18 protein-coding genes are annotated in these 20,396 nt (G+C 47.8%); 9 read left to right on the forward strand and 9 right to left on the reverse strand.

From position 1 onward, the window contains the following. Nucleotides 1-15 precede the first annotated feature (15 nt). A complete protein-coding gene (locus tag NIES2104_RS23885; protein WP_082690071.1) occupies nt 16-1,134 on the reverse strand; it encodes a sensor histidine kinase KdpD in 1,119 nt (372 codons plus the stop codon). A gap of 886 nt (nt 1,135-2,020) precedes the next feature. Here NIES2104_RS23885 and NIES2104_RS23890 point away from each other — a divergent pair. Then, on the forward strand, nt 2,021-3,949 hold the full coding sequence (locus NIES2104_RS23890) for a nucleoside-diphosphate sugar epimerase/dehydratase (RefSeq protein WP_225895281.1): 1,929 nt from the start codon (nt 2,021-2,023) through the stop codon (nt 3,947-3,949). On the opposite strand, the gene NIES2104_RS23895 is transcribed toward NIES2104_RS23890, so the two are convergent. Then, on the reverse strand, nt 3,950-4,888 hold the full coding sequence (locus NIES2104_RS23895) for a universal stress protein (RefSeq protein WP_339375205.1): 939 nt from the start codon (nt 4,886-4,888) through the stop codon (nt 3,950-3,952). Here NIES2104_RS23895 and NIES2104_RS23900 point away from each other — a divergent pair. Beyond that, nucleotides 4,876-5,667 carry an IS5 family transposase gene (locus NIES2104_RS23900; protein WP_058997871.1) on the forward strand — a complete coding sequence of 264 codons (792 nt, stop codon included), beginning with the start codon at nt 4,876-4,878 and terminating at the stop codon, nt 5,665-5,667. The genes NIES2104_RS23895 and NIES2104_RS23900 overlap by 13 nt on opposite strands. A gap of 148 nt (nt 5,668-5,815) precedes the next feature. On the opposite strand, the gene NIES2104_RS23905 is transcribed toward NIES2104_RS23900, so the two are convergent. Further along, a complete protein-coding gene (locus NIES2104_RS23905) occupies nt 5,816-8,092 on the reverse strand; it encodes a DEAD/DEAH box helicase (protein WP_263971026.1) in 2,277 nt (758 codons plus the stop codon). Nucleotides 8,093-8,275: 183 nt separating this feature from the next. On the opposite strand from NIES2104_RS23905, the gene NIES2104_RS31945 reads away from it, so the two are divergent. Continuing rightward, a complete protein-coding gene (locus NIES2104_RS31945) occupies nt 8,276-9,388 on the forward strand; it encodes a hypothetical protein (protein ID WP_156427031.1) in 1,113 nt (370 codons plus the stop codon). Here NIES2104_RS31945 and NIES2104_RS23920 read toward each other — a convergent pair. Further along, nucleotides 9,385-10,380: a glycosyltransferase gene (locus NIES2104_RS23920; protein ID WP_059000736.1), complete on the reverse strand. Its 996-nt coding sequence runs from the start codon at nt 10,378-10,380 to the stop codon at nt 9,385-9,387. The two genes, NIES2104_RS31945 and NIES2104_RS23920, sit on opposite strands and share 4 nt — an antisense overlap. A gap of 118 nt (nt 10,381-10,498) precedes the next feature. Here NIES2104_RS23920 and der point away from each other — a divergent pair, with 118 nt between their 5' ends. Together der and NIES2104_RS23930 are read left to right on the forward strand one after the other, a co-directional pair. Then, nucleotides 10,499-11,863 (forward strand): ribosome biogenesis GTPase Der, encoded by a 1,365-nt coding sequence (gene der / locus NIES2104_RS23925; RefSeq protein ID WP_059000737.1) that lies wholly within the window; start codon nt 10,499-10,501, stop codon nt 11,861-11,863. A 3-nt stretch (nt 11,864-11,866) separates the two neighbouring features. Continuing rightward, the gene (locus tag NIES2104_RS23930) at nt 11,867-12,847 is read left to right on the forward strand and encodes an energy-coupling factor transporter transmembrane protein EcfT (protein ID WP_059000738.1); all 981 of its coding nucleotides are present in this window, start codon (nt 11,867-11,869) and stop codon (nt 12,845-12,847) included. On the opposite strand, the gene NIES2104_RS23935 is transcribed toward NIES2104_RS23930, so the two are convergent. Together NIES2104_RS23935 and cutA are read right to left on the reverse strand one after the other, a co-directional pair. Then, nucleotides 12,844-13,326, reverse strand: a complete 483-nt coding sequence (locus tag NIES2104_RS23935) for a GNAT family N-acetyltransferase (protein ID WP_059000739.1) — start codon at nt 13,324-13,326, stop codon at nt 12,844-12,846. The two genes, NIES2104_RS23930 and NIES2104_RS23935, sit on opposite strands and share 4 nt — an antisense overlap. Beyond that, a complete protein-coding gene (gene cutA / locus NIES2104_RS23940; protein ID WP_059000740.1) occupies nt 13,323-13,655 on the reverse strand; it encodes a divalent-cation tolerance protein CutA in 333 nt (110 codons plus the stop codon). The genes NIES2104_RS23935 and cutA overlap by 4 nt, the downstream gene beginning before the upstream one ends. Before the next feature lie 45 nt (nt 13,656-13,700). Between cutA and NIES2104_RS23945 the strand changes: the two genes are divergently transcribed. From NIES2104_RS23945 to NIES2104_RS23955, 3 genes are read left to right on the forward strand one after another with little or no spacing between them, the layout of a single operon-like run. After that, entirely contained in the window at nt 13,701-14,375 is a 675-nt protein-coding gene (locus NIES2104_RS23945) for a hypothetical protein (RefSeq protein ID WP_059000741.1), read from the forward strand. Beyond that, entirely contained in the window at nt 14,372-15,079 is a 708-nt protein-coding gene (locus NIES2104_RS23950) for a 4'-phosphopantetheinyl transferase superfamily protein (protein WP_059000742.1), read from the forward strand. The genes NIES2104_RS23945 and NIES2104_RS23950 overlap by 4 nt, the downstream gene beginning before the upstream one ends. Then, the gene (locus NIES2104_RS23955; RefSeq protein ID WP_059000743.1) at nt 15,076-16,047 is read left to right on the forward strand and encodes an aromatic ring-hydroxylating dioxygenase subunit alpha; all 972 of its coding nucleotides are present in this window, start codon (nt 15,076-15,078) and stop codon (nt 16,045-16,047) included. Before NIES2104_RS23950 ends, NIES2104_RS23955 begins: the two co-directional genes overlap by 4 nt. Before the next feature lie 399 nt (nt 16,048-16,446). Here NIES2104_RS23955 and NIES2104_RS23960 read toward each other — a convergent pair whose 3' ends face one another. Together NIES2104_RS23960 and NIES2104_RS23965 are read right to left on the reverse strand one after the other, a co-directional pair. Then, entirely contained in the window at nt 16,447-17,421 is a 975-nt protein-coding gene (locus NIES2104_RS23960) for a cysteine synthase A (protein ID WP_059000744.1), read from the reverse strand. Between the two features lie 93 nt (nt 17,422-17,514). Next, a complete protein-coding gene (locus NIES2104_RS23965) occupies nt 17,515-18,156 on the reverse strand; it encodes a bifunctional 4-hydroxy-2-oxoglutarate aldolase/2-dehydro-3-deoxy-phosphogluconate aldolase (RefSeq protein WP_059000745.1) in 642 nt (213 codons plus the stop codon). Between the two features lie 146 nt (nt 18,157-18,302). Between NIES2104_RS23965 and NIES2104_RS23970 the strand changes: the two genes are divergently transcribed. After that, entirely contained in the window at nt 18,303-19,295 is a 993-nt protein-coding gene (locus NIES2104_RS23970) for a DUF2382 domain-containing protein (RefSeq protein WP_059000746.1), read from the forward strand. A gap of 245 nt (nt 19,296-19,540) precedes the next feature. On the opposite strand, the gene NIES2104_RS23975 is transcribed toward NIES2104_RS23970, so the two are convergent. After that, nucleotides 19,541-20,383, reverse strand: coding sequence for an ABC transporter ATP-binding protein (locus NIES2104_RS23975; RefSeq protein ID WP_082690073.1), 843 nt, complete (start codon nt 20,381-20,383; stop codon nt 19,541-19,543). Between the last annotated feature and the right edge of the window lie 13 nt (nt 20,384-20,396).

Consider the following 20,396-nt stretch of genomic DNA (forward strand, 5'->3'; position numbering starts at 1 on the left):
GGGCGATCGCTTGCGTCATTTTTGCAATGGAATCTCGATCGTAAAAGTCGTTCCCACTTGCAGTGCACTTTCAACGGTGATTTGCCCATTCAATCGATCGACGCATTGTTTCACGATCGCGAGTCCGAGTCCGGTTCCCGCAATCTGAGCGGTATTCGAGGCACGATAAAATGATTGAAATAATCGAGATTGTTCTGCGATCGGAATTCCAATTCCAGAATCTTGAACGGTTAACGTGAACTGATGCGGCTTGATCGACAATCGACACTCAATCTTTCCACCTGCTGGAGAGTACTTAATACTATTCGAGAGTAGATTCACAAGAATACGCTGAAGTAGGTTCGCATCAGTAACAATCAACGACTGATCTGCTATCAATCTGATTTCATGGCGATCGCTGCTCATCTGTGCTTCTTCGACACATTCTGCACAGGCTTGCACCGGATCAATTTCGCTCATCACTGGGGCGGCTTGTTCTCCTCGACTCAGGACGAGAATGTCATCGAGCAGTTGTCCCATTTGCTGTACTTTCGATCGCAGTCGGCGAAAATGTTTCTGTTTGCGCTCGATCGAGAGCTGCTCATGATCGAGTAAATCGATCGAGGTCGCCATCACTGCCAACGGCGATTTCAATTCATGTGCTGCATCTGCTAGAAAGCGCGTCTTCTCGGCTGAATCACTTTCCGGAGCAGGTGGCTCAATGTTGCGGCTCATCGTTGCAAATCCAAGCGGCTGATTGCTAAACGGATCGCGCAGTAAAAACCATTGACTTTCAAACCACATCGGCTCAGAGTCTCGCAACATCGAAAACTGTCCGCGCCAGTGTCCGCACTCTAGCAGTTGAGGCAAAACGGTTTGATTCCAAAGCTGCTGCATCGATTCGCTGAGCATCGCTGCAAACGGTAAGGTTTCAGTAAAACTTAAGATCTCTCTGCCACTAGGATTGAGACAAAGCCAATCTCCCTCGATCGAAATGGCTCCGATCAAATCGGTGCTCTGTTGTGCGATCGTCGAAAACCAGCCCGATTCGATCCAGGACAAGTCCGTTTGTTGAGATGAACCGACCTGAACCGTTGGACACTGTATATTAGCCGAGAGCGTACAGACCTTCGTTGCTTGATGAGTAGACTTCATTTCAGCCTTCCTCGCTGTCACATCACAGGGAACCGAACCCAACGAAACCACGTTCGTTAAAAGGCTCAGTATTTTCTATTAGCTAGTTTCCCCCGTTGCAAGCCTTTATCCGTACAATCGCGGTTCTCTTTATTAATTCTTTATTTTACGGTGCTATCGATTTCAGTTGCCAATCAAAATAAATCTGTCCTTGCGATCGCTCAAAATTTCTCCGTATTTCACACGCAAGTCGAGAACGATCGTGCCTACATTGCGTGTTTCACGCAATCCTGATCCGTATGTTTAGCCCAAAATTGGGATGAGTGAGGTGACTTTTAAAGTTTTCTTGCATACATAAAGGGTGAAGCTGAATAAGTGATAGCCGTATGATCTCGTAGAAGGTCAAGGTTAAATTTGCGTAATTCAACGATTCGCGATCGTTGAATGATTCGCATAGCGTAGATGGAAACCTTACCAGTTCTCTCTAATTCTACGGAGTAAATGATCCTTTTCTTGAGTTTGCTCGACCGTGACCCTCTACATTTTGTGAACTTAGACTTAAGCAAAGTTTATCTTGGGTTCACACAATAGCTTGATACTTACTCATTTCTTTAAGCACCGACTCCTTAAAAAGTAGTATTTTCACTAAGAGTCTACGTAATATTTGTTAGTAATGAGTTTTTATCTCATTGCGTAATATACGGTACTTAGACACTTAGACCCAGGGATCTCTACCATCTTTCAGTTCATTACAACACCAGGGCTGTCCTGAAATCGCGGTCATCATCTACCCCTTTCCCTTCCGACCCGATTTCAACGATTAGACGCGACTGATGTAGGAACGAGATTCTCTATGCGTGCGACCTTTTCTATTTCTTCTACTCTGCTTCGGCTCTGTCAAACAAGCGTGCCCCTGAAAACGATCAAAGCTGTTTTGGCTTTACCGAGACGATTGCGACGCTATCTATTATTCGCGATCGATAGCGCCATTTTTCTGATTGCTACCTGTGTCGCTGTCAATCTCCGATTTGAAGAACTGCCGTTCTTAGAACAGATCCAGCATTATCAAGATGCACTTGTTCTCGTAATCCCAGTGAAATTTTGCACCTTTTATTTTCTGGGAATGTATCGTCCTCTACTGCGGCATACCGGGGCGGAGGTGTTGTGGTTAGCGTTCAAGTCGGTGACCTTAAGCGAGGCGGTTTTGGTGGCGATTAGCTGGCTCGTGAGTGCGCCCGTTCTGCCCCGATCGGTGCAGATTATCTCCGCTCTCATTACCTGGATTGGTGTCGTTGGCATTCGATTTTCAGTGCGGCAATTTCTCGTTCTGGTCGATACTGCACCGAAACTCACGCAAAAACTTCCCCGCCGCGTTCCGATTCCCGATGAGTTGAAACCCCAGCGAATTATTGTCTATGGGGCGGGATCAGCGGGGTTTCAGCTTTCACAGGCGTTGTTGCGCGAATCGGCGTATGAAGTCGTAGCTTTTATCGATGACAATCCTGAGATTCATGGACGAATGCTCGATCGCATTCCGATCTATAGTCCCGTGATGCTGAGAGCCTTGATTGATCAGCATCAAGTCACGATGATTCTCTTAGCGGTTCCATCGGCAAAACCGCATGAAAAACGCCATATTCTCCGGACGCTGAAAGGATTGCCAGTCAAAGTCAAAACTGTGCCATCGGTGCGCGAAATCGTAGCAGAACGAGTGTCGATCGGGCAAATTCGCAATGTCGATATTTCTGACTTGCTAGGGCGCGAGGAAGTGCTGCCTGATCCAAGTTTGCTGCGCGTGAATATTACGGATAAGTGCGTTTTGGTTACGGGTGCGGGTGGCTCGATCGGATCAGAACTCTGTCGCCAGATCGCTCAGCAGAATCCGAAATTATTGGTGCTGTATGAGTTGAACGAATTTGCGTTGTACTCGATCGATGCAGAACTAGCGGAAACCTATCCAGACATTCCCCGCAAAGCTCATTTGGGATCGGTGACGGATGGCGATCGACTAGCTGAAGTGTTTCAGAGATACGAAGTCGAAACGGTTTATCATGCGGCGGCTTACAAACATGTTCCACTCGTCGAGGGCAATGCGGCTCAGGGCATCATTAACAATGCGTATGGCACAATGGTCACGGCGCAGACTGCCGATCGCTGTGGAGTCGATACCTTTGTTTTGATTTCGACAGATAAAGCCGTTCGTCCGACGAATGTGATGGGCGCAACTAAGCGAATTGCAGAACTGGTGTTACAAGCCTTGGCTGCCAAACCAGAGACGCATACGCGATTTGTGATGGTTCGGTTTGGTAATGTGTTAAACAGCAATGGTTCTGTCGTGCCTCGATTCAAACAGCAGATCGCAGCCGGAAAGCCGATTACGTTGACGCATCCAGAGATGACCCGCTACTTTATGTCGATTCCAGAAGCTTCACGCTTGGTGATTCAAGCGGGAGCAATGGGAGAGGGCGGCGATGTGTTTCTGTTAGACATGGGCGAACCTGTTCGCATCTATGATTTAGCCGTGCAGATGATCGAACTGAGTGGACTGGTTCCGGGTGAAGACATTGAAATTGAGATCACAGGGCTGCGACCGGGTGAGAAGCTGTATGAGGAACTGCTGATTGGTGGGGATGCGATGCCGACCAATCATCCGAAGATTTTTGCAGCACGAGAAGCGATGATGCCTTGGGAAAAGCTAGAACCATTGTTAGATCAGCTTTTTGTGACGGCATATCAGAAGAATCCAGTGAAACTACGATCGCTGCTCAAAACCCTAGTTCCTGAGTACGCGCCCGCTGTGAAATCTGCTTCTTCGGTGGTGCATCCTCACAATTGACTAGCGCGGTACAGGAAAAAACAAAACAGGGTGCATACTTCGTCGTAATAGTTCTGCGGCAAAACTTGGAACCGAGATGACTCCGCGATTTCCATTATTCGATGAAATCGCGATCGCGCTGACATCTTTTTCTTGTGCGGCTTGTAGAATTTGCGTGATTGCGTTTCCGCGTCGCAGTTCGATTTCAGCGTTGATGCCTGCGGCTTGTAGTTGCGCTTGAGTGGGTTTCAACGTGTCCGCAATGAGTCGCTGTTCTTCAGCCGCTGACAGTTCATATCGCCCACCCTCATCGAGCACGCGGCAGAGATAGCAAGTTTGAGCGGTTCCGGGCTGAGCATGTTTCGCAATTTCAGCCACCGTATGCTTTGAGGCTTGACTGTCATCATACGGAACTAATAATCCTCGAAAAAGATGATGACAGCGTAAGTTGAGTTCTTCAGTGGTCAGGGCAGAAATCAATTGGGGGCGAACGGTCATGAGTGGAATCGTCGATCGCGTAGACAGTTCTGCGGTGGTACTGCCGAACAATTTTTCTGTGAATAGATTGCGGCTTTGCGTTCCCATCAGAATCACATCGCAATTGTATTGGTTCGCTGTGCGAAGAATGACATCGAGTGCGCGTCCCGCTTGAACTTCAGTTTTGACATCAATGCCAGAAGGAACCGTTTTTAGAGCAGTCGCAAATTGGGTTTGAGCGCGATCGATTTTTTCGGCATCCGGTTTAGGAACACCGACCTTTTCACCGAAGGGCACAACGTGGAGAAACACAATTTGCTGCATTCCACTTGCTGCGAGTTGAGGCACAAAGTTGACCAATCGTTGGAGTCCGTCGCTAAGAGGGTGTTTGAAAAGACAATCAAGGGGGTAAAAAAGCTCTCCGGTTATACGCTGTAGATACATAAAACACACAGCACCGAGAGAGCAACATGAGTAAATCATATCCGAGTAATTTGAGCCATGCTCAATATGAACTGTTGCGAGATTTGCTGCCCGAAGCAAAACCGGGCGGACGACCGCGAGAAGTGGATTTGTGGGAAGTCCTGAATGCGATCTTCTACATTCTGGTTGAAGGGGTGCGTTGGAGATCGTTGCCTGGAGACTTTCCGGCATGGCAAACCGTCTATACCTACTTTCGCAACTGGCGCAAAGATGGAACCTGGATCAACGTTCATGATTGTCTGTATCGTTGCAGTCGGATTGAACAGGGACGGATGCCCAGTCCATCGGAAGCCGTGTTGGATAGTCAGTCGGTGAAAAGCGCTGCGGGTGTCCATGAAGCCGTGGGCTTCGATGCCGGAAAGATCATTAAAGGACGCAAGCGATTTATCACCGTCGATACGCTGGGACTGGTTTTGCGCGTGTTTGTGACTGCTGCTAGCACCCCAGAACGCGAGGGCGGCAAAACGGCGCTGCAACGAGTCCGAAAACAAGGCAAAGCCGTATCTCGATTGCACACGATCTGGGTCGATGGCGGATTTGATGGCGCACCGTTCATGCAGTGGGTCATCAGTATCTGCTATTGGCTTGTCCAGGTCGTCTTACGTCCTGAGCAAACCAAAGGTTTCGTCTTGCTCAAAAAGCGCTGGGTGGTGGAGCGGACAAACGGTTGGATCATGCACTGTCGTCGCTTAGTGCGAGACTATGAGCTACTGCCGGAAACTTCGGAGACTTTTATTTATCTGGCGATGATTCGCATCATGGTGAGGCGTTTGGCATAAAATTTGACCCGATTCAACTTTTAAAACACCCTCTAAAGTCGGTACAAATTAAGATCCGCTGAAACATAAGAGGATGATCGACGCGCTGTTCTCCTTTACTGTGCAATATCGCGGGCGTTCTCACAAGTCGATCGCACGACATCAAGACTTAAAACAGGTGTCTCAAGCCTTCCAGGTCTAGATAATCTTCAACGAAACTCTTCCTCAACAGTTCAGGCGAAATAAACTCGTCGTATTTTTGCAGCTTCAGAATTTCTTCAGCGTTGATCAAATCTTCCGCACTTAATCGACGATGTGACAACGATCGCAATTCATTCTCCAAACTCTCAACCTTACATTTACCCAATCGCACTGTAATGAAATAAGGCGACCTAGCTCTCAAACTTTTCAAGCCTAAAGCGTCTTTGACATAAAACCGCAAAAATCGCTCTGAGGTGCGAAACGCGATCGTCCCTATCCAAGGAAAAATACAGCAAAACTCTTCATCTAATACTTGAATCGGATTTTGCAACAGTCCCGTTGATTTCGCCAATTCTCTTGCGTCTTGTAAGCGTTGTTTTGCGCCTGGTTGTAAATAAGAATAAATCGTTGTTTCTTGTAAGACCTGTTTCATTCGCTGAAGGACTCGTGAGTGAATTTCTCCTGTATTTCCGCGCCATGAACTTGATGTGACTGATTTCTTACTGGGTTCAACCACGATCACCTTTTTCTTTGCGTTCACTTCGATGACTTCCCAGGTTTGTCCTGCCAGTGAAAATCGATCGCCCTCCATCGGTGGAACGATAATACTCCCGATCGCTTTTCCTTTGTGCTTGACTAAATACTCTTCTGTGTCGGGAAAGATTGCGTAGAACTTGAAATTGTTAATCAATCTTTCGGCAGCAATTCCAACAATTAAGCCACCTTCGGGCGTTCGTTCTAGATGATCAATTTCGATTAGATAACGCAAAAAAGATCGAAAATCATCCTGAGAAATTGCGGCAAACGGCGGCAACTTGAGGACATTTTGAGCGATCGCGCTCGGTGACAATTCTCCTAATGATGCCAGTGTGCTCATCGTTTGGTGGTAGAGCAAGCTGAACGGATAGCGCATGATTTGAGCAGGTTCGATCCATTGTTCTTCTAAATAAAGTTGAATAATTGCGATCGATTGAAGTAACTGCCACGGAATTTGTTCAGGTAAGATTTCTTCCCCGGTTGGCTTGTCTTCAGCGCAAATGAATCGCATTTCTGCGGTGTCTCCTCGTCTTCCCGATCGTCCTAATCGCTGTAAAAAGCTGGCAACTGAAGACGGCGCTTCGAGTTGCAAAACGCGATCGAGATGTCCTAGATCGATTCCCATTTCAAAGGTCACAGTCGCGGCTGTCACTGCCATTTTTTCTGGATCGCGCATGGCTGCTTCTGCGGTTTCTCGCAGCGCTGCCGAAATACTGCCGTGGTGAACGTGATAGATATCCGGTGCGCCTTTCGCTTGAGCAATTTCTCTGAGAGCCGCGATCGCTTCCTCGGTCGCCGTTCGACCATTCGCAAAAATTAAACTTTTCCGCCCCTCAGTTTGGCGATACAAATATAAATGATAAGGATTGAATACTTTGTCGCGACTGTCCCCTTTTGCACGCACGATCAAACCCGGATCATAGAAATGCTCGATCGACAATTGAATCTTTCTCGCTGCTCCAGAAATTTTAGGGGTAATGACAGATCGAGAAGTGTCTGCCTGTAACCATGATTCCGCTACCGAATAATCGCCAAGCGTCGCAGATAGCCCAATTCGCCGAGGCTCATTCCCTGTAAGCTTTGCAAGCCGTGAGAGCTGACAGAGGATCTGACAACCTCGATCGCTCCCCACAAACGCATGAACTTCATCAATAATCACAAATCGCAAGTCACCAAAGATACGATCGATTTCTGCACTTTTATTAATCAGCAAACTTTCGAGTGATTCGGGGGTAATTTGCAGAATCCCCTGCGGGTCAGCGAGTAGCTTTTTTTTCCGACTTTGCGCCACATCTCCATGCCATGCCCAAACCGGAAAATCTGCATACTGTAAGAGATCCGTTAATCGATCGAACTGATCATTGATCAAGGCTTTAATCGGGCTGATATAAATTGCGCCAACGGTTCGAGCAGGATTTTCATGCAGCAAAGTCAGCACCGGGAGAAACGCCGCCTCAGTCTTCCCGGATGCTGTCCCTGCTGCAATAAGCAAGTGATTGTCTGTTTCAAACAAAATCCGGCAAGTTTCTGCTTGAATCGGGCGTAAATCAGTCCAGCCTTGTTTGTAAATATACTCCTGAATAAATGGAGCTAGTCGGTTATACGGATTCTGCATTTCACGTTTCAATCCTGGTGTATCGCCTACTTTAATGCTGAAATTCGCGATCGCAACAGTAATTTTCCACGATGTATCGCTCCACTGTGCCAATACAGAATCTGTCTGGTGTTGAGTTGAGTGCTTGCCCCCCACTTCGGTACGGTTTGGCTGTCTAAAGCTTCTCTATCCGCTTTCCAAATACCCGAAGATAGACAATTTCTGATTCCCCAGGTGTGAATCATCGGTGCCTGCCGCACTCGTATTGTGACCTTTTACTAAAATTTGGAGATGAACGTGAGCAAACTGAAACAGATTGCCATCATTGGCGTGGCAACAGTCCTCGCAGGATCAGCCCTTCCTACGATCGCTCAGTCTGTCAAGAAGCCCCTCAAAGCGACTCCGACTGAGCCTGCTGCTTCTCCAACCCTGACGACTCCTTCGACTCCGATGCTGGCTCCAGTCTCCGCACCCGTAACTCCAACCGCATCGCCCCTCAATTCTCAAATTAAACCGATCGAGACTGGCTCAACTCCCATGGCTCCGGCATCCCCGACGATGACCACTCCATCGAGTTCGACTCCGTTGATGACCACTCCGACAGGTTCAACGCCTTCGACCAGCCCAATGAAGCCTACGGAGTCAACTACTCCCGCTTCCCCCACGTCTTCAGATCCAGTGAAGCCGACCGAATCCACAACCCCAGGAACGACTCCGATCGTTCCATCGGCAACGCCATACACCCCGACAACGCCGGAATCTACGACGACTCCGACAAATGTCCCGATCGCGCCTAGTTCTCCCACTACACCGGATTCGACCACACCTTCGACTCCAACAACTCCAGAGTCTACGACGACTCCTTCAACTCCAAGCACCACCCCAGATTCGACCACACCTTCAACTCCGACCACGCCGGATTCGACGACTCCTTCGACTCCAACGATTCCAGAATCTACGACTCCTTCGACTCCGAGCACTACACCGGACTCGACCACACCTTCGACTCCGACTGCTCCAACCACCGCGCCGATTCCAACCACGCCAACACCGACTGAGCAATCTACCGCTCCTGGTACTCCGACCACAGCGAAAACGATGGTGCTCGAAGAAGAAACCCTCACAGGAATCACAGAAACGACTTTACCAACCACAGGGAATGCTCCTGCAAAGTTCACGTTACCGATCGAGGTTGCAGTGGTACAAGAACCGAGCGTCACCAGCGACACGCCGATCACCGATAAAAGTTCGAGAGATCTAGCGGCTTGGGGTGCTGCGGTGAGTGCGTGTTTGCAAGACAAACCTGCATTTGTGCGGGTGGTTGAAGATCAGAAAGTTCCATTCATGATCAATGGAACCGAAGGTAAGATCCGACTGAATGCAAATGGTAAGCCTGTTTGTCCGAGCTAACGGGAACTGAGTTTCTTTTGCACTTTTGAAACCAGTCGCTTGATTGTGAGAGTAGCCAAGCGCGATCGCGTTAAAGATGCGATCGTGGCTGGCTGTTTCTCTTTGTGATCGAAAAACTCGTTCAATTCGCTTAAGATCACTTGCCAGCGATCGAGAATGTTAGGCGATCGATATTCGTCGAAAAAGCTGCTTGGAAGTGGCGATTTTGGATTGTCGATCGCTTTTAAAATTCGCTGTACATCGAATTCGGTTGAATAGCCTGCGATTTTGTAACAGTTAAATCCAGGATCTAAATAGTCAGAGAGTCCACCATTCACGCTCGAAAACACTTGACAACCACAAGCCATCGCTTCCATCGGTTGCAGTCCGAATCCTTCACTGACTCGCTGTTGTGCCCAATATTCCGCAGAGTCGTAAAGGTAGACTTTCGTGCAGTTGAACGCTGTGGAGAGACTATCGACAAAACCAGTGATTACCTCGACTTTGCACTGTTGCTTAAGTGCAGGAATCAATTGATTTAAGAGATACTCAGAAGACTTTCGCGTATGAACTAGAACATCAATATCGCGGTTCAAGCCTAAAATGCTGAACTCATCTGAGATTTGATTGGGAAGATAGTAGATCAATGAATTCGGCGATAGCTGTCCCCAGTAGCCTAATGTATTGCGGCTGACCGTCACGATCGGGGTACTCGGCGGCAATGTAAAACCATAACCGGAACTATGCGCGTGATAGATCGCGTGATGGTACTTCAATCGTTTAGCTAACTTCGCGACATCAAAGCCCCAACTCATTACGAAGATGACATTGCTTAAATCTGGTTGCCCAAGCACATCGTCGAGAAACAACGTATCTTTTTCGCGCTGTTTGTAAGTCACCACTTTTGCGGAACAGATTTGTTTTGCCAGTTCAAAGGCTTTCAGTTCTGCGAACAATCCGCCACAGGCAAAACGTTTTCCAGTTCCAGGCAGCAAAAAATACAGCGATCGCATCTTTACATTCCCCGTCGAGTGTCGGTATTCTACCCTGCGATCGCAACAAATTTTCTGGGATCAATCATGACGCGCTACAATGGGAAGCTGCTTCAGTCAATCCCCCTCCGCGAAAATTATGTCATTGCCGATCGTTGCCATTATTGGTCGCCCAAATGTGGGCAAGTCTACGCTCGTGAATCGTCTGGCTCAAGTCCAAGATGCGATCGTGTTCGATGAACCGGGTGTCACCCGCGATCGTACGTATAAGCGAGCATTTTGGCGCGATCGTGAATTTCAAGTCGTGGATACGGGTGGATTGGTGTTTGATGATGACACTGAATTTTTGCCGTTGATTCGAGAGCAAGCAATGGCGGCATTGTCGGAGTCGAAGGCGGCGATTTTTGTGGTGGATGGACAGACGGGACTGACGCAAGCAGACCAAGAAATCGCGCAGTGGTTACGGCAGCAACCTGTTCCGGTGGTGCTGGCGGTGAATAAGTGCGAATCGCTCGATCAGGGTCTGATTCAAGCGGCGGAATTTTGGGAGTTGGGATTGGGTGAGCCGTATCCGGTTTCGAGTATTCACGGCAGCGGGACAGGAGATTTACTCGATCTGGTGGTCGAACATTTGCCGCCGACCGATGAGATCGAAGATACGCCTGAAATTAAAGTCGCGATCGCAGGTCGTCCGAATGTCGGTAAGTCGAGCTTGTTAAATGCGTTTGTGGGTGAGAATCGCTCGATCGTCAGTCCGATTTCAGGAACGACCAGAGACGCGATCGATATGTTGGTCGAACGCAATGAGAAGCAGTATCGATTGATTGATACGGCGGGAATTCGTAAGAAAAAGAATGTCGAATACGGTCCTGAATTCTTTGGAATTAACCGGGCATTCAAAGCAATCGATCGATCGGATGTAGTGCTGCTGGTGATTGATGCTTTAGATGGTGTGACCGAGCAAGATCAGAAGCTGGCAGGACGAATTGATGACGAAGGGCGCGGCTGTGTAGTGATCATCAATAAATGGGATGCAGTCGAGAAAGACTCTCACACCATTTATGAATATGAACAGCAAATCCGCGATCGCTTGCATTTCGTAGAATGGGCGGAAAGCATTTTTATTAGTGCGAAAACAGGTCAGCGTGTCGAAAAGATTTTTGAACTTGTCGATCGTGCCGCAGAACAACACAAGCGCCGAGTTTCAACTGCTGTGATCAATGAAGTGCTTGAAGATGCGCTTTCCTGGCACACACCACCGACGACACGACAAGGGCGACAAGGAAAAATCTACTACGGCACTCAGGTGAGTACGGCTCCCCCCACGGTTGCGCTGTTTGTGAACGATCCGAGCTTGTTTAACGACAACTATCGAAGGTATATCGATCGTAAATTCCGCGAATCCCTCGGTTTTCAGGGAACACCGCTTCGGCTACTGTGGCGGGGTAAGAAAGTGCGGGAAGCCGAACGCGGTAGTAACGCGAATCGGGCAACTAAGGTCTAAGTCATGGATTTATTGCGATCGCTGCCGTTGGGTTTGTATCTTGAACAGCCGATTACCTGGATGCACCGACTCGATCCACGGGTAAAACTCGCGTGGTTGATGAGTTTTCTAGCAACTCCCTTACTGGCAAATGCAGAATGGCGACTGGCTCTAGTGGCGGTTTTGATTCTGTTGACGATCGCGGCTCGAATTCCGCTGCGGGTATGGCGGCAACAAATGGGTTGGCTGTTGTTACTGGCGATTTATGTGTTCTCGTTAGTGGCGATCGCTCCGGATGGTTTGAGCGTTGAACCTCGTCCGAGACTGCCTGAGAACGAAATCGCCTTTGTGCAGCAACCGAATACGATTCCAGAACCTGCGCCGTCTCGCCCCTGGTACAATCCATTTCAACCTCAACCCAAATCAGAAACAGTCAATCTGCTGAAACGACCGGAATTAAAGCAACCGACTGGATATCAGTATGTAGTTTTTCAGAGAGGTCCAATTCGGGTCACTCGTCGATCGATGGATCTTGCCATTCGCGTCAGCACTTTATTGTTCACCCTGATCTACAGTACGAATTTATTTTTACTCACGACTGCACCCGAAGAAGTCACCGCAGGCTTGGAAGATTTGATGCGTCCGTTGCGGCGATTTGGTCTTCCGGTGACTGAGATTGCATTGACGTTAACGTTATCGCTGCGATTTATTCCGCTGGTGCTAGAAGAATTTCAGAACTTGATTCGATCGATTCGGACTCGTGCGATTAATTGGAAGAAATTAGGATTTCGTCGGACGGCACAGATTGCATTGTCGATCGCGGAACGATTATTGCAAAATTTGTTACTCAGAGCCGAACAGATAGCAAGTGCAATGAAGGTTCGAGGATTCACCAGTCCGAATCGACACCGAGTGGAATGGCATCAATTGATTTTGAAGCGATTAGACTGGATTGCGCTGATGATCTTGGGCGGATTTTGGGCGGCGCGAGTCGTTTTGGGTTAAATTTTTCGTCCTAAGATAATCACATCTCGATCGCACTCCCACGATCGGGCCACCTGCGGCAAATAACCCCATTGTTCAAAGCCGAATTTTTTCAATAGAGCAACACTCGGTAAATTCTCAGCAAACGCGATCGCGAGTAAGGTGTGAATTTCCAGAGTCGGACACTGTGCGATCGCGTGAGTTAACAAGGTTTGTCCGACTCCTTGCCGCTGAAAATGTGGGGATACATACAAGCTAATTTCAGCCGTTGATCGATACGCTTCCCGTCCGTAGAACATTCGCAATCCAAACCATCCAGCAATCATTGATTCTTGCTCTAACACCCACAAGGGATAACGGCTCGAATGGCTATGAAACCAGGCTAAACGGCTTTCAACGGTGACAGGTTCAACATCAGCGGTAATTGTTTTTGTGGCAACCGCATGATTGTAGATTTCGACGATCGCGGGGAGATCGGATTCAACAGCGTTTCGGATCATTCGGATGTGACTTGTTGAGAAATCCAGTTTAGGTAGGGGTGCGAACCTGCCACGATTGGAAGCGCGATGATTTCGGGCACTTCGTAAGAATGGAGTTCGCGAATTTTCGCTTCAAGCTCAGAAAAGCGATCGAGATCGGATTTGATCATCAGTTGCCATTCTTCAGCTTGCTCGATTTGGTTTTGCCAAGTGTAGATCGATTGCACCGGGAAGAGTGTTACACAAGCCGCTAACTTGAGTGTGATTAGCGATCGGGCAATGTGTTCTGCTTCTGATTTTGAAGCAGCGGTGACAAGAATTACGCCATACTGTTGAATTTCCTCAGTCATTGCCTCGTTAAAATAAAGCCATTGATTTCAGTTTATCGTGACGTTATGAGCAAAAAAATTCTATTGGCACTCGTTTGGATTGGGTTTGTCGGGTATGCGTTTACACTTGCACCACCTGATCAACCGGATACGTTTGATCTGATTAAGAATCTATCTACTGGAAATGTTGCAGGGATTAACCCGCTGATCGTGGCACTGTTCAATATTATGGGTGTGCTACCGATGGCGTATGGCTGCATCACGTTTCTGGATGGTCGATCGCAGAAAATTCCCGCTTGGCTATTCACGACGTTTTCTTTTGGTGTGGGTGCGTTTGCATTATTGCCTTATCTGATTTTTCGTCAACCGAATCCAACCTTTACCGGACAGAAGGACTGGTTTCTGAAGTTACTTGATTCGAGAATTACCGGAGGCGCGATCGCACTCGGTGGCATTGGTTTATTTATCTATGGTGTGACCAATGGCGATTGGAGTAATTTTGTGCAACAGTGGCAAACGAGCCGATTCATTCATGTGATGAGTTTGGATTTTTGTCTATTGTGTGCACTGTTTCCGGTTCTGTTGCAGGATGATATCAAACGCCGTGGTTTAGAAAATTCTCAAGCGTTTAAGATTCTGTCATTTGTTCCATTCTTCGGAGCATTGATTTATTTAGTCTTGCGTCCACCGACGATCGAACAATCAAACGCTGTTTCTCCTGAGCAAGTTCCCGCGACATGATTTGGCAGAAACCCCCGGAGCACTTGAACTTAGGACAGTTCGACGTGCATATTTGGCAAGTGAATTTAGACGCGATAGCTTCGCTACACGGGCACGCGATCGCAGTTTCCGAAGATTGGCTTTCAAGCGATGAACGATCGAGAGCTGATCGCTTCAAATTCGAGCATCTCAAGCAGCGATTTATTGCAGGACGTGGATTTCTGCGATCGCTGCTTGCCCGCTATTTGCACACCAATCCTGAAGCATTAGAATTTCAGTACGCATCACACGGCAAGCCGTTTCTCAAGGATTCAGCAATTCAGTTTAACTTGGCACATTCTGAACATCTTGCTTTGTATGCAGTGACACTCGATCGAGCAGTTGGCATTGATATCGAGCACAGGCGGACCGTCGATCAACTTGAAAAGCTAGTACAGCGATTTTTTCGACCTTCCGAAGCTCGGACGATTGAGGCAGAGCCGGAATTGTTCTTTGAGTATTGGACATGCAAAGAGGCGTTTTTGAAAGCAACTGGAACCGGGTTATCGAAGCTGCAAGAGTTGGAAATTGATCGAACCCGATTGAAAACAATTCCAAGAGAAGCGCGATCGCAACAATGGCATCTTGAAAAAGTTCCGATTAACGATCAATTTGTAAGTGCGATCGTAGTTGAGAAAAATTGTTCTAAGCTCGAATTGAGCTACTTTCTGGAGCAAAGCGAATGATCGATACGGTGTTGCTAAATGATTGGTATCCGGTAGCGCGATCGAGTGAACTAGAACCCGGAACGGTTCGATCAATTCGATTGTTTGAAACAGATCTCGTGCTCTGGCGTGGAGAAAATACATCGGTGATGGCATGGCTCGATCGCTGTCCTCATCGCAGTGTCAAACTCTCGGCCGGAACCGTCGAAGCAGATACTTTAGTTTGTCCGTATCACGGTTTAGCGTTTGATGCGACGGGTCACTGTGTCAAAGTTCCAGCCCATCCGAACTATGTTCCACCTAAACAAGCTTGTACAAAGAGCTTTCCAATAATCGAACAGTATGGAGTCATCTTTGTTTCATTAGGCAATCCCACTGTTGAAGTCGCACCGTTTCCAGAATGGGACGATCCAAACTATCGAACCTATCTCAGCGGGGGACATCGATTTCGCTGTAGTGGATTAAGAGCGATCGAGAATTTTCTAGATGTTGCACATTTACCCTTTGTTCATGCTGGTATTCTCGGTGTTCCAGATCAACCCGCGATCGAAGACTATGAAGTCAAAGTGATCGACACTGGAATCTATCTCAAAGACATTCAAATCTGGCAGCCTGACCCAGATGGGACAGGTCAACCCGGCGTTGCGCTCTATGATTATTGGACACTTCGACCGTTAGTGGTGGCACTGAAAAAAGCGCGATCGGATGGACAAACAATGGTATTACTGTACTGTGTTACACCCGTTTCCGAAGAAGAATGCATTGGCTGGATGTGGGGCGCATTGAACTACGCTCATGACATTCCTGAAGCGGATCTCGTTGCCTTTCAGGACACTGTAGTTTTGCAAGATGTCGCGAACTTAGAATCTCACAACCCCAGACGGCTACCGCTTGATCCGCAGGCAGAATTTCACTTACCCAGCGATCGAGCTTCGTTAGCTTATCGAAAATGGCTCAAACAGCTTGGGGTAACTTACGGAACGATGTAAAGAATTCTCTCTTAGAGGATGTTTGAAAAGTAATCGTTGTTGCCGCAACCCGCCCTGAAATGAATTTCGGGCTAACCGGCGCAAGTCCATTGAAATGGACTAAGAACTTGAAACTGCCTCCCAGTCTACTTCAGTAGACTTTCCACGGTTAGCCCGAAATTCATTTCAGGGCGGGAGTCAAACGAGAGCGAAGAGACTTTTTATACTTTTCAAACACCCTCTTAGGATGCAAGACAGTCTCATCCTTTATTCGGTGATGTCAAATGCGGTTTGTACTGCTCTGGGATAACATCGATCGCTAAAATCAATGTCAATTCGATGGTTCTCTGCGTTGTTCACCCGCCCCGGAATAGAATTCGGGGCGAGACAGCATCGAAGCAGAAAGACTCGTCAAACTTACTAATCCGGCAACAATCCTTTCGCTGCTAACCATTCACGGTTATATAACTTCGATTGATAGCGACTCCCACCATCACACAGAATCGTCACGATCGTATGTCCGGGTCCCATCTGTTTCGCCAGTGCAACAGCGGCTCCAACATTGATTCCGACTGATCCACCTAAGAACAATCCATCTTTTTCGAGCAGTTGGTATAAGACTCGGAGCGCTTCTCGATCGTCAATCCGAATCGCATCATCGGCAGGTGCGCCTTCCATGTTCGCAGTCACCCGACTGTTTCCAATCCCTTCGGTAATCGAGCTTCCTTCAGACTTCGTTTCTCCAGTTTTGACATAGCTAAACAATGCACTCCCCATCGGATCAGCCAGAACACATTTAATGTTTGGATTCTTTTCTTTGAAATACATCGAAACGCCCGCATACGTTCCCCCGGTTCCGGTTGCGGTTGTCCACGCATCAATTTTTCCATCAGTCTGTGCCCACATTTCCGCCGCAGTGGTTTCATAGTGAGCGCGACGATTGGCTAAGTTATCGAACTGATTTGCCCAGATTGCATTTTCCAGTTCTGACGCGATGGTGCCGGACAGTCTCACATAGTTATTCGGATCTTTGTAGGGAACAGCAGGAACGGTACGAACTTCTGCGCCTAATGTTCGGAGTAAGTCGATTTTCTCTTGTGATTGAGTTTCAGGAATGATAATGAGGCATTTGTAGCCTTTGGCATTACAAATGTGTGCAAGTCCGATTCCTGTATTACCTGCGGTTCCTTCAACGACGGTTCCACCCGGTTTGAGTAACCCTTGGCGTTCTGCTTCTTCGATGATGTAAAGGGCAGCCCGATCTTTCACAGAGCCACCTGGATTTAAGAATTCTGCTTTACCAAGAATTTCGCATCCGGTTTCATCACTGAAACTATTGAGGCGAATTAATGGAGTGTTTCCGATCGCGCCGACAAATCCATGCTTAATATCCATGCCTAGTTATCCTGTGAGTTCCCTATTGCCATTTTGACGGATTGTGACGCGATGTGGTTTGTCGATCGCGTTTTCTACCTAAAGCCTGAGTGCTCAAGGGTCGGATCGCAAACGATTCATCAAAGTTTGAATCTGTTGTTGAATCAACGACCAATTTCCTGATGCGATCGCTGATTTTGAAAATAAACTGCCACCGATTCCAACTGCGATCGCGCCCGCTTGAATCAGAGCGTGAGCATTATCAATGGTGACTCCCCCGGTTGGAATCATCGGAATCTGTCTCAATGGTGCTTTTAGTGCCTGAAGATAATTTTCATAGCCAACAGATTGAATCGGAAATACTTTGACGCAAGACGCTTTTGCATTCCAAGCAGTCATAATTTCGGTCGGAGTTAATGCACCCGGAATGATCGGAACTTCTCGACGTTTCGCGATCGCGATCAAATCAAAATCCGTATGTGGCATAAAAGCAAATTGTGCGCCTGCCGCGATCGCATTTCTCAAATCCGCAACAGTAAGAACGGTACCAACCCCGATCGTACAATTCGGAAACACCGATTTCAAATGTGTGATTAATTCCGCAGCACAATCACTGTTCCAGGAAATTTCGAGCAAAGACATACCGCCCTCGATCGCGGTTTTTGCGAGTTGCGTCCCGATTTCTAGGTTGGGAGCGCGGAGAATTGCGATCGCTTTTTCTTTTTTAATTAAGTCTAACCAGGCTTGATCGTTCATTAGAAAATGTTTTGTTTTTCTAGTTCCAGGGAAATTAATTCTAGCTGATTTCTCTCGTTAGAAAGAGTCGTTTCGGTCATTAGAAAGAGGGAAAAGAAAGCTTAACTTTCTAAAGTAAAAAGGTCACCAAACTTGGAGATAAAAAGATGGCTTTATACAGAATTAAAGATTTCGATCCCGACTACCGCAATCATTTTGATGGCGACGATGTAAAGGATTTGGATCTGTACAGCAGCGAAGAGAAAATTGGTTCGGTTAATGATGTGCTCGTTGACGAAGACGGACGCTTCCGTTACCTCGTGATCAGCACTGGCGCTTGGATCTTCGGTAAGAAAGTCTTGTTGCCGATCGGTCGTGCTCAGATCGATTACAATGCTCGTCGCGTTTATGCTCAAGGTTTGACGAAATCTCAAGTTGAACAACTGCCTGAATTCACCGATGATCTGAAAATGGATTATCACAAAGAAGAAGAAGTGCGGAACGTGTACCGTTCTGGTGCAACGACGGGTATGGCAAGCGGTATGGCGGCTGATCCTTACACCACTGCCCCGATCGAAAGCTCGGCTGCTCTGGATGCTGAAGGAACCGCATACACAGGTTCTTCGATGGGTGCTGATACTCCGATGAGTGCAGCTTCGATGAGCGGCGTGGAAACGGGTGCAGCAGCAGCGGCTCCGACCTACACCCCAGATACTTATGACTACGACTTGGATCGCGATCTGTACAAGATGGATCAACATGACGATCGCATTCGCTTGTATGAAGAGCGCCTGATCGCGAACAAGCGCCGCATGAAAGCGGGTGAAGTCACAGTTGGTAAGCATGTTGAGACTGAAACAGCGCGGGTGAGTGTGCCGATCGAGAAAGAGCGCGTTGTTGTTGAGCGGGTTGCTTCGACGGATACGACTGCGGTTCCGGTGGGTGCAGATGCCTTTAATGAAGGTGAAGTTGCTCGGATGGAAGTCTACGAAGAAACGCCTGACATTCACAAAGAAGCGTTTGTGCGTGAAGAAGTCCGCGTGAAGAAGGTGGTTGACCAAGATGTCGTTAGCTCTGAAGAGCAAATCCGCCGTGAAGAGCTGGATATCGATACTCAAGGTCGTCCGGTGATTGATGATGGATCGGTTCGCAAGGTGTAATTGAGCTTTGTCGGATTAGATAGAGCTTTGAAACCCTCTGGAGTGATCCGGAGGGTTTTCGGGTTCAATTTAACGCGAATTCGATGGGTTATTCACGTCGAACGAAGTCCACGGGCATGGGACTGGAGAGAAAGCATGATGCGGCTTCGTAGTCCCTCTTCAGGGACTTCGCACTGTTAGCCCCGGAATTCGGGGCTAACTTCCAACGAAGCGCAGAAATCATCAAATTCACGTTTTACAAACGTCTACTCATCCGATTCAAAGTTGGAATCCAAAAAGTTCAACGCATGATTTCTCAGTTGATAGTACTCAGGAGAATTGCGAATCTTAGCTCGATCGCGGGGATGAGCAAACGGAACCTCCAGAATTTCGCCGATCGTGGCTTCGGGTCCATTCGTCATCAACACAATGCGATCGCTCATGTAAATCGCTTCATCTACATCATGCGTAATCATCATCACCGCTTGCCGCTGATTCTCCCAAATTTCCAAGACTTGCCGCTGAAGTTTGCCACGAGTTAACGCATCTAACGCACCAAACGGCTCATCCATTAAAAGCATCTTCGGACGGGTTGCTAATGCGCGGGCAATTCCTACCCGTTGCTTCATCCCGCCAGAAATTTCATCAGGATACTTATCAGCAGCAGCCGTGAGGTTGACCATTGCGAGATGTTCACTCACGATTTGCTTTTTCTCAACGGGTGAAGCGTCTTTTAGAACTTCGTCGATCGCGAGTCGAATATTTTGGCTTACGGTCAGCCAAGGCAGCAGTGAATATTGTTGAAACACCATCATTCTTTCGGCTCCAGGCTTGCGAATTTCTCGACCTTCGAGCCGCACTGATCCCGATGTTGCGTTCTCTAATCCCGCTACAATCTTCAGCAACGTAGACTTACCACAGCCAGAGTGACCAATGATCGAAATAAATTCACGATCGCCGATCGTAAAGTTGATGTCCTTGAGAATCACCGTTTCACGGTCGCCCGTTTTATAAGCTTTGTGCACATGACTAATTTCCAGAAATGCTGGAGTCGAAACCGCAGGAGAAACGGCTTGAGCGCGATCGTTAACCATGTTGAACTGAGACATGAGGAATTCCTCT

It is taken from the genome of Leptolyngbya sp. NIES-2104 (assembly GCF_001485215.1).
In the GTDB taxonomy this organism is placed as follows: domain Bacteria; phylum Cyanobacteriota; class Cyanobacteriia; order Leptolyngbyales; family Leptolyngbyaceae; genus Leptolyngbya.

Bases quoted from the DNA above. Each gene is read 5' to 3' on its own strand.
- NIES2104_RS23885 (WP_082690071.1), bottom strand. From the start codon at position 1,134: ATGAAGTCTACTCATCAAGCAACGAAGGTCTGTACGCTCTCGGCTAAT.
- NIES2104_RS23900 (WP_058997871.1), top strand. From the start codon at position 4,876: ATGAGTAAATCATATCCGAGTAATTTGAGCCATGCTCAATATGAACTG.
- NIES2104_RS23895 (WP_339375205.1), bottom strand. From the start codon at position 4,888: ATGATTTACTCATGTTGCTCTCTCGGTGCTGTGTGTTTTATGTATCTA.
- NIES2104_RS23920 (WP_059000736.1), bottom strand. From the start codon at position 10,380: ATGCGATCGCTGTATTTTTTGCTGCCTGGAACTGGAAAACGTTTTGCC.
- der (WP_059000737.1), top strand. From the start codon at position 10,499: ATGTCATTGCCGATCGTTGCCATTATTGGTCGCCCAAATGTGGGCAAG.
- NIES2104_RS23930 (WP_059000738.1), top strand. From the start codon at position 11,867: ATGGATTTATTGCGATCGCTGCCGTTGGGTTTGTATCTTGAACAGCCG.
- NIES2104_RS23935 (WP_059000739.1), bottom strand. From the start codon at position 13,326: ATGATCCGAAACGCTGTTGAATCCGATCTCCCCGCGATCGTCGAAATC.
- cutA (WP_059000740.1), bottom strand. From the start codon at position 13,655: ATGACTGAGGAAATTCAACAGTATGGCGTAATTCTTGTCACCGCTGCT.
- NIES2104_RS23945 (WP_059000741.1), top strand. From the start codon at position 13,701: ATGAGCAAAAAAATTCTATTGGCACTCGTTTGGATTGGGTTTGTCGGG.
- NIES2104_RS23950 (WP_059000742.1), top strand. From the start codon at position 14,372: ATGATTTGGCAGAAACCCCCGGAGCACTTGAACTTAGGACAGTTCGAC.
- NIES2104_RS23955 (WP_059000743.1), top strand. From the start codon at position 15,076: ATGATCGATACGGTGTTGCTAAATGATTGGTATCCGGTAGCGCGATCG.
- NIES2104_RS23960 (WP_059000744.1), bottom strand. From the start codon at position 17,421: ATGGATATTAAGCATGGATTTGTCGGCGCGATCGGAAACACTCCATTA.
- NIES2104_RS23965 (WP_059000745.1), bottom strand. From the start codon at position 18,156: ATGAACGATCAAGCCTGGTTAGACTTAATTAAAAAAGAAAAAGCGATC.
- NIES2104_RS23970 (WP_059000746.1), top strand. From the start codon at position 18,303: ATGGCTTTATACAGAATTAAAGATTTCGATCCCGACTACCGCAATCAT.
- NIES2104_RS23975 (WP_082690073.1), bottom strand. From the start codon at position 20,383: ATGTCTCAGTTCAACATGGTTAACGATCGCGCTCAAGCCGTTTCTCCT.